Source organism: Paenibacillus sp. FSL R5-192 (genome assembly GCF_000517845.1).
Classification (GTDB): domain Bacteria; phylum Bacillota; class Bacilli; order Paenibacillales; family Paenibacillaceae; genus Paenibacillus; species Paenibacillus amylolyticus.
In genome coordinates this window covers 54,299-70,731 of record NZ_ASPR01000005.1, presented here as the reverse complement: position 1 = coordinate 70,731, position 16,433 = coordinate 54,299, and the positions used below count along the sequence as shown (strand labels likewise).

At 48.6% G+C, this 16,433-nt stretch carries 15 protein-coding genes and 1 riboswitch; of the genes, 9 read left to right on the top strand and 6 right to left on the bottom strand.

Annotation, left to right across the window (positions count from 1 at the left end; genetic code table 11):
* Positions 1-207 precede the first annotated feature (207 nt).
* From lepB to C161_RS03300, 7 genes are all read left to right on the top strand, one after another.
* Positions 208-792 (top strand): signal peptidase I, encoded by a 585-nt coding sequence (lepB, locus tag C161_RS03330; RefSeq protein WP_036668264.1) that lies wholly within the window; start codon positions 208-210, stop codon positions 790-792.
* Between the two features lie 171 nt (positions 793-963).
* On the top strand, positions 964-2,844 hold the full coding sequence (gene queG / locus C161_RS03325) for a tRNA epoxyqueuosine(34) reductase QueG (RefSeq protein WP_036668230.1): 1,881 nt from the start codon (positions 964-966) through the stop codon (positions 2,842-2,844).
* 15 nt (positions 2,845-2,859) lie between these two features.
* Positions 2,860-3,891 (top strand): HD-GYP domain-containing protein, encoded by a 1,032-nt coding sequence (locus tag C161_RS03320; protein ID WP_017690779.1) that lies wholly within the window; start codon positions 2,860-2,862, stop codon positions 3,889-3,891.
* Between the two features lie 165 nt (positions 3,892-4,056).
* Positions 4,057-4,320, top strand: a complete 264-nt coding sequence (locus C161_RS03315; RefSeq protein ID WP_017690778.1) for a YneF family protein — start codon at positions 4,057-4,059, stop codon at positions 4,318-4,320.
* Between the two features lie 57 nt (positions 4,321-4,377).
* Positions 4,378-4,971: a GTP cyclohydrolase I FolE gene (gene folE, locus C161_RS03310; protein ID WP_036668229.1), complete on the top strand. Its 594-nt coding sequence runs from the start codon at positions 4,378-4,380 to the stop codon at positions 4,969-4,971.
* A gap of 189 nt (positions 4,972-5,160) precedes the next feature.
* Complete coding sequence (locus tag C161_RS03305; RefSeq protein ID WP_036668228.1) at positions 5,161-6,015, top strand: lipoate--protein ligase family protein; 855 nt, start codon at positions 5,161-5,163, stop codon at positions 6,013-6,015.
* 70 nt (positions 6,016-6,085) lie between these two features.
* Positions 6,086-6,310 (top strand): hypothetical protein, encoded by a 225-nt coding sequence (locus C161_RS03300; RefSeq protein WP_036614132.1) that lies wholly within the window; start codon positions 6,086-6,088, stop codon positions 6,308-6,310.
* A gap of 147 nt (positions 6,311-6,457) precedes the next feature.
* Here C161_RS03300 and C161_RS03295 read toward each other — a convergent pair whose 3' ends face one another.
* Positions 6,458-7,738, bottom strand: coding sequence for a Fe-Mn family superoxide dismutase (locus tag C161_RS03295; protein ID WP_036668226.1), 1,281 nt, complete (start codon positions 7,736-7,738; stop codon positions 6,458-6,460).
* Between the two features lie 156 nt (positions 7,739-7,894).
* Positions 7,895-8,920 carry an alpha/beta hydrolase gene (locus tag C161_RS03290; protein ID WP_036614129.1) on the bottom strand — a complete coding sequence of 342 codons (1,026 nt, stop codon included), beginning with the start codon at positions 8,918-8,920 and terminating at the stop codon, positions 7,895-7,897.
* 360 nt (positions 8,921-9,280) lie between these two features.
* Between C161_RS03290 and C161_RS03285 the strand changes: the two genes are divergently transcribed.
* Together C161_RS03285 and thiC are read left to right on the top strand one after the other, a co-directional pair.
* Positions 9,281-10,024 (top strand): IclR family transcriptional regulator, encoded by a 744-nt coding sequence (locus C161_RS03285; protein WP_017690772.1) that lies wholly within the window; start codon positions 9,281-9,283, stop codon positions 10,022-10,024.
* Positions 10,025-10,173: 149 nt separating this feature from the next.
* Positions 10,174-10,287, top strand: a riboswitch (TPP riboswitch).
* 417 nt (positions 10,288-10,704) lie between these two features.
* Positions 10,705-12,489: a phosphomethylpyrimidine synthase ThiC gene (gene thiC, locus C161_RS03280; RefSeq protein ID WP_036668263.1), complete on the top strand. Its 1,785-nt coding sequence runs from the start codon at positions 10,705-10,707 to the stop codon at positions 12,487-12,489.
* Between the two features lie 531 nt (positions 12,490-13,020).
* On the opposite strand, the gene C161_RS03275 is transcribed toward thiC, so the two are convergent.
* The 4 genes from C161_RS03275 to C161_RS03265 all read right to left on the bottom strand — a co-directional run bounded on the left by C161_RS03275 (position 13,021) and on the right by C161_RS03265 (position 16,369).
* Positions 13,021-13,710: a hypothetical protein gene (locus C161_RS03275; RefSeq protein WP_036668225.1), complete on the bottom strand. Its 690-nt coding sequence runs from the start codon at positions 13,708-13,710 to the stop codon at positions 13,021-13,023.
* 182 nt (positions 13,711-13,892) lie between these two features.
* On the bottom strand, positions 13,893-14,060 hold the full coding sequence (locus C161_RS32260) for a hypothetical protein (RefSeq protein WP_017690769.1): 168 nt from the start codon (positions 14,058-14,060) through the stop codon (positions 13,893-13,895).
* Positions 14,061-14,526: 466 nt separating this feature from the next.
* Complete coding sequence (locus tag C161_RS03270; protein ID WP_036668224.1) at positions 14,527-15,345, bottom strand: zinc ribbon domain-containing protein; 819 nt, start codon at positions 15,343-15,345, stop codon at positions 14,527-14,529.
* Positions 15,346-15,418: 73 nt separating this feature from the next.
* Positions 15,419-16,369 (bottom strand): helix-turn-helix transcriptional regulator, encoded by a 951-nt coding sequence (locus C161_RS03265; protein WP_036668223.1) that lies wholly within the window; start codon positions 16,367-16,369, stop codon positions 15,419-15,421.
* Positions 16,370-16,433 lie beyond the last annotated feature (64 nt).

Sequence of the window (16,433 nt, the reverse complement as noted above, 5' to 3'; positions counted from 1 at the left end):
CTGAACATGCTTCGGAGTCCCTGAATTCTATTTAAATCACCCTGATTATCCCGGCTGTATTCACGATAACCAAGGTATTGGTGCTCATAACCAATTGTTTCACTCTCCCAAATGGAGTAGACTGAAAGGGAGTATGGTTACCATGTTACAAGTTTAATTCAACTATTTAATAAATGAGGTGTCCCTTTGAATTCCAATAATCATTCAATGGAACATGTGACTTCCGAGCAACGTAATGAACCGTCAAAGCCTGAACAACCGGGGAAATCCTGGGTTGTCGAGCTGTGGGACTGGGTCAAAACGATTGTTGTTGCTTTTGTAATTATGATGCTGCTGAACCTGTTTGTGTTTAATCTGTCAATGGTCAAGGGACAGTCCATGCAGCCGACACTGGTTGAGCGAGATCGCCTTTTCGTCAACAAAATCGTATACCATCTGGGTAATCCTTCCCGATCAGATGTGATCGTACTTCGTGATCCAAGCGAAGGTGTGGAGAAGAAGGATTTTCTGGTGAAACGGCTCGTTGGACTTCCGGGAGATACAATTGAAGTTAGGGATCACCATCTATATGTGAACGGCGAGCAACAAGCGGAAACGTACACCGATATTGAGGTGCAGGACCCAGATTTTGGCCCAATCACCTTGGAGCCGGATCATTTCTTCGTGATGGGGGATAATCGTCATGAAGGCAAAAGTAAGGATAGCCGAGTGTTTGGCAGTATTACATCCGACCAGATTGTAGGCAAGGCTGAATTTATTTTCTGGCCGTTTTCTGAATTGAAGAAATTGTAAAATGCTTACAGGACAACAACTTCAGACTGCATTTTGCGTTAAACCATATAGACTCGTTCCGTTTGAATTCAAGTATGTAAGGCATATATAGAAATTAACGCCTGTCCTCTTACCGTGAGGCGGGCGTTCACTATTTACGGAATAAGTGTCGGAAGAAGAGAGGGAAGAGAAATGACGAGCGTACAGACCGGGGCAGCACAGGATGCCTCCATATGGGAAAAGTTAAAACAGGAGATCAAGGCAGCTGGCCCCGGACTGGGCATTGATGATATCGGTTTTGCTTCGGCTGATCCCTTTGTTTCCCTGAAGTCGCTGCTGGAGCAGTCGCGGGATAAAGGGTATGCTTCAGGTTTTGAAGAGCCGGATATTGAAAAAAGGGTGCACCCCGCCTTAAAAGATGGCGAGCCCGCTTCACTTATTGCAATAGCCGTGGCATACCCATCCAAAATGGTGAATCCGCCGAAATCGGAGCCTGGTGCGTATCGAGGCATTTTTGCCCGTTCGGCTTGGGGTCAGGATTATCATCAGGTCCTGCGTGCAGCGATGGACAAGTTGGTCAATTTTATAAAGGAACGCGTACCTGAAGCCATGATCGAAAGCATGGTAGACACCGGAGCATTGGTGGATCGTGCGGTGTCCCAGCGTGCGGGGATTGGTTTTAGTGCCAAAAACTGTGCCATTATATCACCCAAATTTGGTTCATGGATTTTTCTCGGAGAACTGGTAACGAATATTCCTTTTCAACCAGACACACCTGTGACCGAGGACTGCGGTGAATGTACAAAATGTATTGATGCCTGTCCTACAGGAGCATTGGTGGGACCGGGGCAGTTGAATGCACAGCGTTGTATTTCTTTTGTAACCCAGACAAAAGGGTTCGTGGATGAAGAATTTATGCTGAAAATAGGCAACCGTCTGTACGGTTGTGACACGTGTCAGATTGTCTGTCCGAAGAACCGGGGCAAGAACTGGGATCACCATCCCGAGTTTCACCCCGATCCGGAGATTGTGAAGCCACTCCTACTGCCGCTGCTAGACATCGGTAACCGGGAATTCAAGGAACGTTTCGGTCAGAGTTCCGCCGCCTGGCGGGGCAAAAAGCCGATTCAACGCAACGCCGTTATTGCCCTGGGTAATTTCAAAGACAAAAGTGCTGTACCCAAACTTACAGAAGTATTAAAACGTGATCCGCGCCCCGAGTTGCGGGGAACCGCAGCCTGGGCGTTAAGCAGAATTGGAGGAGAAGACGCCATGAGAGCAATTGGGGAAGCTGCCGCTAACGAACAAGATGGGAACGTACTAAGCATGCTGCAGAAGGCCGAGGAGCGACTGAGTTCGTCCGAGACCTTACCCAAACAGCCACAGGCTGGGCAAGTGAGTGAGAAGCAGCCAGAGGAACAGAATAACGAGAACAATACCTTACTTGCGTTACAACAGGATTTGAAAATGGAAGCTGGGATTGAACCGGGTAGTGAGCAGTCTGCACAGCCTGACAAACCGGAAGCCGCAGCGTGGAAACCTTCAGCCGTTACAGGTCTTCATGGCAAGCCCGTATACTACGATGAGGTACTGACACCGATTGGTACTCTTACGTTATGCGCGACGGATGAAGGGCTGTGTCACATCGATTTTGGCGCCTTTCACGTACGCGAAGCTCATCTGCAACAATGGGCCCGCATCTGGATTGGCGAGTATCGATATGAGAAGAATGAAGAGAAGCTCAGCGAAGCTTCAAAGCAGTTAAAGGAGTATTTTGCAGGGGAGAGAAAAACGTTCGACTTGCAGCTTGATCGGCTTGGAACACCATTCCAGCTACAAGTATGGCAAGTTCTGTCCGATATATCTTATGGAGAGGCCTCATCACACCAACAGGTTGCGGAAATCATCGGCAGACCCAAGGCTGTTCGTGCAGTTCTGGACGCCATTAGCAAGAATCCGATTCCGATTATTATTCCCTGTCACCGTATCAGTGGTAAAGACGGTACCCTGGTGGGTTATGTAGGCGGTCTGCAAACCAAGGAGCAATTGCTCGCATTGGAGCAGCTATCGTAAGAGCGGGGGACGTTCATGAAGTATGTAAACGTGGAGAGCGTGGAAGCGGGGGAGCTTCTGGGCAAGACGGTATATTCCAGTAACGGCACGGTACTGCTGTCTGCCGGAGTCCAGCTCACCGTATACATGGTCAATACGCTGAAGCGTATTGGCGTGACCATGTTATACATCCAGGATGAAGCGTATAAAGATGTGGATGCAGAAGACATTCTGGATGAAACCACGAAACGGGCAATAATTAATGAAATGAGTGTCACACTCGAATCCATTCGATCCGGGAAAGACTGGAGTCCGAGAAAAGTTGCCCTCAGTATAGAGAAGTTGCTGAATGATGTACTGAACGGACGTGAAATGCTTGTGCAGCTCACCGATATTCGTACCAAAGACAATGCACAGTATGTTCATGCGATGAATGTATGTTTGTTGTCTTCGGTCATCGGACTGAATATGGGACTCAATTATAATCAACTGAAGGACCTTGCTGTGGGGGCATTATTGCATGATATTGGCAAAGTGGGGGAACCTCCGGGCAGTGGCTCTGCTGCGAATTCTTCGCTGCACCACACGTGGCGTGGATTCGAAGTGATTAAGAACAAACGGGAGTTCAGTCTGTTGGTCGCTCATACAGCCCTGCAACATCATGAGCATGTAGATGGTACAGGCATGCCGAGAGGGATCAAGGGAAGTGACATTCATCTGTTTGCGAGAATCGTTAGTGTGGCTAATATCTATGATAATCTCATTAATGGTTTATCCAAGGACAGTTTGATGCCACATGAGGCCTGTGAAGAGATGATGGCGTTGTCTGGTACAAAGCTGGATCGGGACATTCTGATTGAGTTCAACAAGAGTGTATCCGTGTATCCCAATGGTACAGCGGTACGACTGTCCACCAAAGAGACTGGAGTCATTGTGCGTCAACATCGGGGATTGCCCGGCAGACCTGTAATCAGGGTGGCGCGCGGAAGTACGCGTTATTCTCTGGATGTGGTTGAAATCGATCTGGCTCAGCATACAACCGTTTTCATTGAAGCTGTCATGACGTAGCTTGTGTGCGGTTCAACTGGAAAATCCGTTTGCTCAAGGCGTGCGGAAATGCTATGATACTTTCAGGAAATCCGCTCTGTGTCAGGTTTGCAACATGTGTGTCGAACATCATGAAGTGACACGGATTATCAGGCTTTTTAGAATGCATACAGAGGTGTCTAAGAGATGGATATTGTTATACCGATTATTACATTGATTGTTGGTCTGGTCGGGGGATTTTTCATCGGGGTGTTCTACTTGCGTAAACAACTTGAGAAAATGCAAAGCAATCCGGACATGCTTCAGAAAATGGCGAAGCAAATGGGCTACAACCTGAATGGCAAGCAAATGCAGCGTGCCCAGCAGATGATGAAGAATCAGCAGCCAGGAGCGAAAATGCCTCAGCCGCAACAGCATCCTGCGCGTAAAAGTTCGGGCCGCCGAAAATAATAGCAGTGAAGTGAATAACTGCTTACCTTATTGTGGTTCGAAAGGAGGCGTTTGGCAGTGGCTGGCGTTAAAGATTATTTGAATTCAAAAGTATCCGACAATCGGGAGAAGATCGAGTATCATGTAGAGCAGATCCTGAAATTGATCGGAGAAGATAGTACACGTGAAGGGCTGCTTGAAACGCCTGCACGTGTGACCCGAATGTATGAAGAAATTTTTGGCGGATATGAAGTAGACCCGCGCGATGTGCTCGGTGTCACGTTTGACGAGAATCATGAAGAACTGGTTATCGTCAAGGATATTGTCTACTACAGTCAGTGTGAGCACCACATGGCGCCGTTCTTCGGCAAGGTGCACATTGGGTATGTACCGAGCGGCAAGATCGTTGGTCTGAGCAAAATGGCTCGTCTGGTCGAAGCAGTAACACGTCGCCTTCAAGTTCAGGAACGTATTACATCACAGATCGCTGACATTTTGACAGAGGCCGTTGAACCTCATGGAGTTATGGTCGTTGTGGAAGGCGAGCACTTGTGTATGTGTTCCCGCGGCGTGAAGAAACCGGGAAGCAAGACGGTAACGTCTGCTGTACGTGGTTCTTTCCGTGAGAATCCGGCACAACGTGCGGAGTTCTTGTCTTTGGTAAAAGATTAAGATCAGGTATGTCCACTCGCTGGACAAGCCGGATGAGTAAGTTCCTTTGGTTTTGGAAGCAGCAGTTTCTAAACCACAGGATGTGATATAAATAAGCCGTGTTCCCTGGGAACCGGCTTATTTATATATGCGTTGTCACTCCTATATACTGAATACATATGAATTCGTTAAGCCGGAGGTAATGGAACGATGAGTGTACCTTCCCATTCAGATCAACCGGTTCAGCCGGAAAAGGGACTACAGGCAGATCAACAGGCTTCATTGCGTCTGCAAATCTGGGAGACACCACTCATGCGACAAGGTAGTAGTGTACTCGAAGCTTTTGCTTGGGAAGAAGTTATGTGCAGGCGGGTTGGGGCAGGGCATCTACCTGTTGCACATATATGGAGACACCCAGATGCCTTTGTAGCGGGTCTGCGTGACCGCAGGTTGCCACAGGCTGTAGAAGCGATGGAACAGATTAGAAGCCAAGGGACAGCGGTCTGTGTTCGGCCTTCCGGTGGAGCGGCAGTACCCTTGAACCCAGGGGTAGTTAATGTGTCGCTGATTCTGCCTAATCCCGGACATGCCATCAATATTCATGATGATTTCCGGGAGATGGCTTCGATTATTGCCGAGTCGCTAACGCCGTGGTCGAATCAGGCGCAGACAGGTGAGGTTCAGGGTGCTTTTTGCCCGGGAGATTATGATGTCAGTGTAGGTGGATTGAAATTCTGTGGTATTGCCCAGCGCAGGCAGGCAAAGGCGTATATCATTACGGCTTTTATCATCGTGGACGGTCAGGGTGATCAATTGGCAGCAGATGTGCGACAATTCTATCAGCATGCAGCAGGCGGGGCGAGTGAAGGATATCCCGATGTTCAGCCTGGCACGATGGCAAGTCTGAAAGAATTGGCAGGTGTACCTTCAGCTGCGGCATATACTGCGGCTTTGGTTCGAACACTGCGCGATCGCTATCCGCAGGCGGAGACCAGCAGGGTGCTTAGCGTTGGCTCTGAAGAAGTACGCCTGACAGCTGAGCAGATGAAGCTGCGTTACGATTAACACTTTTTACTAGGGCTTGGAATTGGTTAATAGAGATGATATGATGTGATTTCGGAAGGAGAGTGTTAGGATGGACACATTGAGATATACGTATTTATATGAGGTTGTATCAACAGGCGAAAAATCCGAGTTCAGCCAAATGGCAACAAGCAAGGAAGAGGCTGCTGCACTGATCGTTGCACGTATAGCCGATCTGGAGTTTACAGATGAGTCTGATATCAAGCTGGGCGATCTGATCTCCATTAGCAAACAGGTTGGCGACAACTATGTGGCGTGCGAGGGCTGTGCTTCTTAAGTGAACATTTAGAAATAGGAAGTCTCTCAAAATACAAGCAAGTCTCTTTTTACCGGAGGCTTGCTTTTTTGTATACACCAAAAGAGATATCGTTCAGTCATTCGGCTGGAGATATCTCTTTTTTCTCTAAACCATCTAACCCCAAGCTTAATAAGGCGGCCACAACAACTTGCGTGCCGTTTCGTAACGCTCGGCCACAGCGGGCCAGTAGACAACGTTCCACCAATCCTCGATATACTTTTTGCGTTCATTCTGATGTTTCAGATAGTAGGCATGTTCCCACACATCCAGTGGCAGGAGTGGTACGATATCGGACTGGGACAGGTTCTGGTGTTTTTCCGCCTGTAAAATCTCCAAACGATGTGCTCTCGGGCTCCAGACAAGCATCGCCCAGCCACTGCCTTCCACCTTGTTCGCGGCTTCTGTGAATTGATTCTTAAACGCTTCATAACTTCCGAAATCTCGTTTGATCTGTTCTGCCAGCATACCGGAAGGTTTGCCACCGCCAGCAGGGTTCATAATTGTCCAGAATATCGTATGCAGGTAGTGGCCTGCCCCGTTGAAGGCAAGTTCACGTTCCCAATGTTTGATGAGTTCAAAGTTATTCTTTTTTCGCGATTCCGCCAGCTTTTTCTCTGCTACATTTAGTCCATCCACATAAGATTGATGGTGTTTGTCATGATGGATACGCATCGTCAGCTCATCAATATGTGGCTCCAGCGCATTGTACGCATAGGGGAGAGGAGGCAGTGTGTGTCCTCCAATGGGAACCGGCTTTTCTTTTACAGGAGGTGCTGTAGAGCTGGGTGTGGCTTGTGTTGTTCCGGTAGAAGGCGTTTGAATGGTTGCGGATTGGATCTGAGCTGAAGCCGCAGGTGCATTTATATTTCCCTCTGGAGAAGTTGGAGCTTCTGAAGCTTGGCGATGGACGCTTCCTGACTCTGACGTATGCAACGCATTTTCCAGAAAAAGTGATGGCTCCGAATCCGTTTCACGCAAGATGCCCGGTTGGCCAAGCGTATCCAAAACGCCCAGAAAATACTCCGATTCGCGGATAAAATGCAGAATGAGTACTTTGGCAAGCGGAACAGCTTGCACAGCAGCACTTTGCTCCAGAAGAACATACAGCTGTTTGATGAACTCCCTCGATTGCTTACGAGCTGCCGCCACAAGTTGATCGATACAACGAACCATGTAGGGAGCAGGTGGATGGGTTGCGGGCAATAGTTGTTTTAAAAGCTGATTGGCTACTCGCTCACTGTTTGCAAAGGTAACCTCCCATTCCTCCAGTAGCTTGACGTATGGGGGCTCCAGATCAGGAACCAGGGCACGAATGACGAGTGTATGTTCTTTCTCCTGTTCTTTCCAGAAACGGATTTCCTCCAATGTCCGCAGAGGCAGCAGGTGACCATATCCATACCAGTTCATCTTTGTTGAACCTCCTTCAGATGAAATACATTGCATGCAGACCGTCTGTTCATGCGTCCCAAGAGTATATTCCGCGAGCTTGTTGTCCTATGAGTGCAAAAAAAAGAGCCCCTGAGGGCTCTGGAATCAACGAAAAGTTCGGTGATTGAAATTTGGTTATTCTCCATTATTCGTGTTTTGCACATCGTCACTGCTTGTTTTCGTTACATGACTCAGGAAAGTTGAGACACGGCGCAGATATTCCTTTGGATGCTCCCGGAAGATCAACTCATGATGCGCATCCTGGACAATCCATACATCGGAGTACGGATTGGTCTGGTTGGCGGCGAGTTGCTCCGCAATTGGATAAGGCGCCTTCTCGTCCTCTGTACCATGGATGAAGAAAATCGGGAACGGATAATCTTCCTTTTTCACTTCCTGGTATGGAATCTGTTGTAATCCGGTACCATTCAGAACAGGGAACAACAGTTTCATGATCTCCAGTGTAGGCTGACGTGGCAAATCGATCTGGTTGTGAATGTTGTGGTACAGCGTATCTGGCTCCAGCAGGAACGCACTGTCCAGAATCATTGCATCCACTTCCTTCGTAATCAGTCCGGTTTGTAACGCTGTACCGGCACCCATCGAGAAACCCCAGACAACCAGTTCCTGCGCACCACGTTGCTTGGCGAACTGGATCGCACCGAGCAATTGCTGTGACTCAGCTTTGCCACCTGTGGCTACAGCTTTGTTCACTTGAGAAGCGAAGCCGTAATCGAACATCACCACGTTGAACCCAAGTTGATGGGCATAGTGTGCCAGGTCATACATGGGTACCCATGTTTCTTCACGATTAGCACCATAGCCGTGACTGAAAATAATCGTTTTGCTTGCAGCATTGTCAGCAGGTATATACCATCCCTGCATCGTGCGGCTGCCATCTGCTGCCGGGAACGTGATGTCTTCATACTTCATGTTCTTGGCTTGCATCGGATTGGAGAAGACAGGCGCTACCGTTGGATTGGATAATACCCATGCGATATAACCATGCAGTGCGATAAAACAAAACAGTAGAAAAAATACAACGGAGAGCAGCAACGCTACGATAATATGTTTGAACCGAATCAGCCTCGGTGATAGGGAAGAGGGCAGATCGGACACTTTTGTTTGCAGCGGGGCTTCGCTCTGGGATGATTGATACATGAATGCCCCTCCTTTGAAGTTCAGTTGAAGATAACAACGAAATGTAAAGAGAATTGCATCGATTTTCAGAGCCTGCTTCAGAGCGATATCTTAATGTAATATATCTTTATCGTATGTTCCAATATAGTCAAAGTCAATTGATTGAGGGCATTTGTTACGCAATTGTTATATAGTTCTTAAGATATATGGGTAACATTACCTTAGTGTGTAAATTACAGGGGATTAAGTCTTATAAAAAGGAAAAATTTACACGTTGGCCTATTTTGAATTTGGCTCTTTTTGGTTTACAGATGAGACCGTTTCTCATATAATTTATGTAACCAAGTTTCATGTGATGAAACATGAGGAGGGCATTATGCCATGGAAGATCGCAAGTTAACCGTCCGGGCTGTGGAACGGGCGCTGGATATATTATTATGTTTTACCACACGCAGTGATCTGGGACTCACCGAAATTGCCAGCCAGATTGGCCTGCACAAAAGTACAGTGCATCGTTTGATGGCTACGCTGGAGGATCGAGGGTTCGTGATCCGCGATGCAGCAACAGAGAAGTACCGACTTGGCATCCGAATCTGGGAGCTGTCAGCTCACATGTCCCGCAGTGATGATCCCGCTATTCTGCTGCTGCCTGCGATGGAGCGACTGAGAGATCGATTGGGGGAGACCGTGAGTCTGTACCTGCGTGATGGGAGTGAAAGGATACGGATTCAAGCTGTGCAAAGTGATCAGGCGATCCGCCGAGTCGCTCCAGTGGGTGTTAGACTCCCGCTGTCTGTGGGCGCTTCCAGCAAAGTCCTGATGGCGTTTGCCACGGACGAGGATCGTGAAGAACTGATGAACGGGCCGGAATGGCCGGTGTTTATTGATCCCGCGGTGTATTTGGCGCAGATGGGAGATATCCGGGATAACGGATATGCGACGAGTTATGAGGAACGTGAGCCGGGAGCTGCCGCGGTATCTGTACCGATTATGGATCGCAGAGGCAATATTGCAGCTGCGCTCTCGGTCTCAGGACCTGTCAGTCGACTCTCGCAGGAGACATTGCATGAATACGCACCTGTGTTGAAGGATGCTGCTACGCAAATGGGGCTCATGTTATCCTGATGTTGATGTAAGTTTTTTCTCCAATAGAGTTTGATGATTTGGAATATAAAGGTTGTTTTTATGTTCCGGTTGCGCTACTCTGTAATGGACGGCCCAACGGGGCCAGCTTCATTGAATATGAACGGCGGCTTATGTAAGCCGCAACTTATTAACGTTACTGGGGGAGTCCGAATTGTCCGGACTGAGACGGAATCGCATGAGATTCCGGACCCTTTGCACCTGATCTGGATCATACCAGCGTAGGGAAGTAATCGGCGATATGACCACAACCACCACATGATGTGACCCTTGTAGGGCTCCGTTAAGGAGCTGCATGAAGGTGCATTATTGGTGATGGACATAAAAGTCGGTTCCTTCGGGGACCGGCTTTTTTATATACAGGGAACGGGCGATATAGCGCGGATTTTATGGGCTTCTTTTTCGATAACCTGCGGAAGTGGGCTTGGATGAGGAGGGAAGTCTTATAGATCGATGATCTGTGGCAGCCTCCGTCTGTTGTTAACTGTACATGAAAAGTGTCTCCCCTGGTCTGGTGTAGGATCGCTCTTTCTTCTCTGCATTGCGCATGATTTGGGACAGGTACGTAAGCGAGCTAATGATGAAACCAACCAAACAAGCGACGAACACTGAGGAGGAGACAAGTGAACATGAGTACAGGAAATCAAACGGGACAACAAGCGATGGAACAGGAACATAACGGTCAGCAGGTGGAAAAGGAAACAGGGGCGGCCGGACGGGTTCAGCCCTTTCCGGGCAGCCGCAAAGTCTACATTCAGGGCTCACGGCCGGACATTGCTGTACCGGAGCGTGAGATAGCCCTTCATGACACGAATACTCCCCAAGGGGTGGAGCATAACGAACCGCTGCGTGTCTACGATACGAGCGGCCCCATGACCGATCCTGCATTCCATGCGGATATCCGTGCAGGTCTGCCATCCCTGCGCACACGTTGGATCACAGAGCGCGGCGATGTCGAAACTTACCAAGGCCGTACAGTTAAACCGGAGGATAACGGACTAAAGCCTGGAGGGAAGAGAGCTGGCGCTGAAGAGTACCCCGGATTACGAGGCAAACCGTTGCGGGCACAGCCAGAACGCTGCGTGACTCAGATGCACTACGCGAGACAGGGAGTCATTACGGCTGAGATGGAATTCGCCGCCATTCGTGAAGGCGTGGAGCCGGAATTTGTGAGACAGGAGCTGGCGAGTGGACGGGCCATTCTGCCATCCAACATCAATCACCCGGAGAGTGAGCCGATGTTGATCGGTCGTCATTTTCACGTGAAGATCAATGCCAACATAGGTAACTCTGCTGTATCTTCTTCCATTGAGGAAGAGGTGGAGAAGATGACCTGGGCGGTACGATGGGGATCGGATACGGTGATGGATCTGTCCACAGGCAAAAACATTCATACCACCCGGGAATGGATTATCCGCAATTCACCTGTGCCGATTGGTACGGTGCCGCTGTATCAGGCGCTGGAGAAGGTGAATGGCGAAGCGGAAGCGCTGACCTGGGAGTTGTACCGTGACACACTCATTGAGCAGGCAGAGCAGGGCGTGGACTACTTTACGATTCATGCAGGTGTACTGCTGCGTTATATCCCCATGACCGCCAAGCGAATGACAGGTATTGTGTCTCGGGGTGGTTCCATTATGGCAGCATGGTGCCTTGCGCATCATCAGGAGAATTTTTTATACACCCATTTTGAAGAAATCTGCGAGATTATGAAAAGGTATGATGTGGCGTTCTCACTGGGAGATGGACTTCGTCCAGGCAGTATCTACGATGCGAATGACGAAGCTCAGATGGCGGAACTGGCCACGCTTGGGGAACTGACGCAGATCGCATGGAAGCATGATGTGCAGGTGATGATCGAAGGCCCGGGTCATGTGCCGATGCATAAGATCAAGGAGAATGTGGACTTGCAGATGGAGATCTGTAAAGAAGCACCGTTCTACACACTTGGGCCGCTAACGACCGACATTGCGCCAGGATATGATCACATCACATCCGCCATTGGGGCAGCCATGATTGGCTGGTTCGGCACGTCCATGCTCTGTTATGTTACGCCAAAAGAACATTTGGGCCTGCCCAACAAGGATGATGTGCGGGAAGGGGTCATCGCCTACAAGATCGCAGCTCATGCCGCCGATCTGGCGAAAGGCCATCCGCGTGCTCAACGCCGCGATGACGCATTGTCCAAGGCACGCTTCGAGTTCCGTTGGCGGGACCAGTTCAACCTGTCACTGGACCCGGAACGGGCATTATCCTACCATGACGAGACGCTGCCAGCAGAAGGGGCCAAGGAAGCTCATTTCTGCTCCATGTGCGGACCAAAGTTCTGTAGCATGCGCATCACGCAGGACATTCGTGCCTTTGCCGCAGACAAGGGGTTGTCCGAGAATGAGGCTGTAGCTGCCGGGATGCAGGAAAAGGCCGAGGAATATCGGACACGGTCCTAGGCGCCGGTACAGCGCAAGCTGGGCAGTCTGACATCGTTTGAAGGTGAGAATACTGCTATCATGTCGTCTTCTTCATCTTATTGATCAGCTTCCTGATACTTTTTATCAGCATTATGGTTGATTGTCTAGCAGATGTTTAATAAAATGAATGTAAGTAAACACCAATAAGAGTAGCCAGGCCAATGGCTACTCCTGCACAGCATTTGCGGTGGGTATTCCTCCGAGTGCAGCAAGTTCAGATGAAGTGACCCGTCAGGCCGTCAACCTGTGGCGGGTCACTTCTTTTTACGATCGATGTATGTCAGGAGCGCAATAATTAACATCGCGAACACGATTACGTCGTTAAAAGAGAAGTTCATAGGATCACCTCCCACTGGAGGCAAGCCTATTTCCCACCACAAATTGGCTGTACAAAGTGATTATACCATTTGAAATGCTCTTGTTCGAGAGCATTTTTATTTTGCAAAAGGAGTCGATATAGTAGTTTTCACATCTTTTTAGTGATTGTAATATTTCACTCCAAATCCGCTACTACTGTCGAGCCAGGCCCAAATTCTTCTCCAAATACGTTGCAAGCAATGCCAGAGGGCTATGGATTGGAATACCGCGATCTATTGTAACCTGTGCAGCAGCGGGAGCCATAGACAGTTGGGCCGCCACTACCGCTTTACCCGGGTACTGCTCAGCAATCTGCTGTAAGCCTTCTCGTACCGCTTCGAGATACCCTTGCTGATCTCCACGCATAATCAACTCAAATGTCCCAGGGATGCACACCGCTTCCGTCTGAGAGGTCTTGGCAACGTGTAGTTGCCCGTTCTCATCCTCTTGCTGTAATGCCTGATTCAACCGTGCCATCGTTCCTTCAATAGTTGCCGGGTTGGTGAATGATATTATGTAATCTCCTGGTACTCGCCGCATCTCCTGCAATAACGGATCATCTATGCCGATCACAGGCACAGGGACCTGTATGGCTTCCTGCTCCAATACTGTCGCAAACAGGGTACACGTGACCAGAATGGCATCGGCATGACACTCAGCGATCCATTGGAGCGTCTGGGCTACCTTCTCGTGAATGACAACCTCGGAAAAGTCAGCGTCATGTTTAAGACGGTCCAGACCTGGATCGACGTAATGGACCAATTCAACTTCATAAGGAGCAAGCGTCTCCTCAATTAAGGCGATGTTGGAATAATGAGCGTGAAAACAACCAATGGTGATCATGTGCTAAGTCCCCTTTTATAGTTCGTATATGTCATGGATCTTTTAGATATTTAAACCATTATAGAAACATGCCTGAGAACTGTACAGTCGTTTATGGCTCAACGCCAATAACCGCCCTTCCGCCAAGCTGCGGAAAGACGGTTGATAACCTGACTCAACTAGGGTCGGTCCGGTGTCCATTTTTATCTAAGGGAAGGAGAAGCATTTTTCTTCGCCATTTTTTGTTGCAGAATTTCATGAAAGGATAGACCTTGAGTGTTCTCATTCTCCTTTTTAGGAGCAGTGGTCGCCGTGTTGCGCGGATATTGGTGATGGTACGGGATCATTTGCTGAATAGGCATGCGGATCATCTTGGTTCCTCCTTTGATGCGTTTTTTTGGATTATGTATTTCGACTGGTTACCATGCCAGGTGCGCATATAGGTACATGTGACTTGTTAGACGAAATAAAAGAGTTTAAAGCGTAATTCCAATTGGATTGTAGTGATTTTACCCGGTTTTAAGGAGATGTAAACGTTTTTAGGGAAATTCAGGAGTAAAGGACCTAATATGAAAGGTTTGATATGGGAGGATCGAATCGGTTGTTATGTGAATAGTCCCAATTTTAAGGAAGTCAATGGTACCCGCATATGAGGCATATTATCTGGTTAAATGATGCAAAGCATGCTAACTAACTTGGTACCATGGTCGGGTTGTTTAGGGGATAATGTAGTTCCGGATATAACAAAAAAACTGCCGAGCGAACCCGGCAGCTTGCTTGATATGAAGAAGGATGCGATGAAACTTTGATTCTGTCTGAGGTGGTATCGTGTTGGTTTTATCTACTTTGGCGAACAGCGATGTATATATCCACTTGTACACTTTCGGGATTCAGGCTGCGTTCATCATATAATTCAAAATCCCCGGTGAACGTACGATCGCTTTGTTTATCCCATGCCCACACGGCTCCCCAAGCTTCGCCAACAACCTCTGCCATCGGTCCTTTTCTGGAAGTGAATATGGCGTAAGTTGCAGGAGGGAGTAAAATGTCGTCCAATCCCTCAGGCAACGATTCGTTCGGACTGACCTCATGCCCTACCAGTATGGTGTATTCTCCGGTTATCCCATCGGTGTAATCCGTGTAACAACCATAGCGAACAACTTCAGGTGCAGGGAGGTGCTCTGAGGCAAAATAATTGTTCCAGAGTCCCTGAATACAACCTTTGCCACTGATCTCAATGGCGTTGGTTGTGCGGGCGGATACGCCGGCAAGACGTTTGCCAGGGAGCGTGACATAACGAACGGGCTGGGCAGAGAACGAATGCTCTGTTGTTACCTGACCAGGATTAGCGGAAGCAGTAGAGTTTTCAGCCAGAGATTCTGTGTGTTGATCCGTTGTATTCGTGCGCCAACGCTTCAAAAAAGGAAGCTGGTTACGCAGCATCGAACGAGCGGATTCCTCATCCATGCCTTCGTCCTTCAGAATGGCAGTGCACATCTCCGTCATGCCTTCTAGTGACATACCGGGCTGCTCAAACTTGCCCTCTTTGTAACAATAAATACAGTACTCACGGGTTGTGCTTCCATCTGCTTCCGTTCCGAATTGGGCAGGGGTTGTGAGCGGCATTCCGCAGCTTTGACATACAGTAACGTTCATGATTAGTTCCTCCTCATATATGTACAGATTGAATATATCTGAAGTATACGGGTAGGAACTGGACAGCTGTCTGTCAGGTTTGAGTCGGAGGTATATAATTTTGTACAATTTGCTCCGCGATACGGCAGATTTCATCCCGAATATGCTGAGGTTCCAATACTTCAACGTCCGCGCCGAAGCCCAGAATGAACCCATATAACCAGCCATCCTCGGGAAAAGCAACCTCGCTGATATAATACCCAGTCCCATCAGGCATGACGTTCTCGATCCCAAACCATTCTTCCGCAATATGACGGACGCGAGCATGGAATTTCAAGGTTAACCTAGCTTGATTGTCCGGACGGCTCCATTCCTGTTGCCAGGGTCTGTCCTGTGGGTTAATGACTTTACGCTCGAAGTGCTCATTAGCAAGTGTAACATCTTGCATGCGCACAAGCTTGAACATGCGAAATTGATTCCGCTCGTGACAAAAAGCATACAGATACCAGGAATGCTTCTTGAGTACGATGGTATGAGGGTCGGCAGTTCGGTGAGTATGGATACCTTCCGCACTGCAGTAGGTAAAGGTTACGGGGCGTAATTGATCCATACCCTGTTCGATAAGTTCAAGCTTTATTTTCAGCGCTTCGGGATGCGTCCAAGTTGAGTAATCCACGATGAATCGATTGGTATTGGCCTGAAAATCGTCATTTTTGGATTCAGGTACGATACTGCTGAGTTTTTCGACCAGAAGCTCTCGCGCCGCATTAGCATGGGAAGTGGATACACTGCGCAGTGCAGTGACGATGGAGGCGAGGTCCTTGTCTGTTAATACGTTTCGATCCAGACGGTAACCCTCTGCCAGACCAATCCCACCGCTTGCCCCCTGATATGTCACCACGGGGATGCCTGCTTGACCCAATGTATCGATGTCCCGATAGATGGTCCGGATTGATACTTCGAACATATCTGCCAAGTCTTTGGCTTGTACCCGTCCACGATTGATTAGCAACACCACGATGGCTAATAAACGCTCCAGTTTCATATGTATGGATTCCTTTCATTGGTTTATCTGTTGGATTCAAATATGTTATATTGTTGAGCATCAC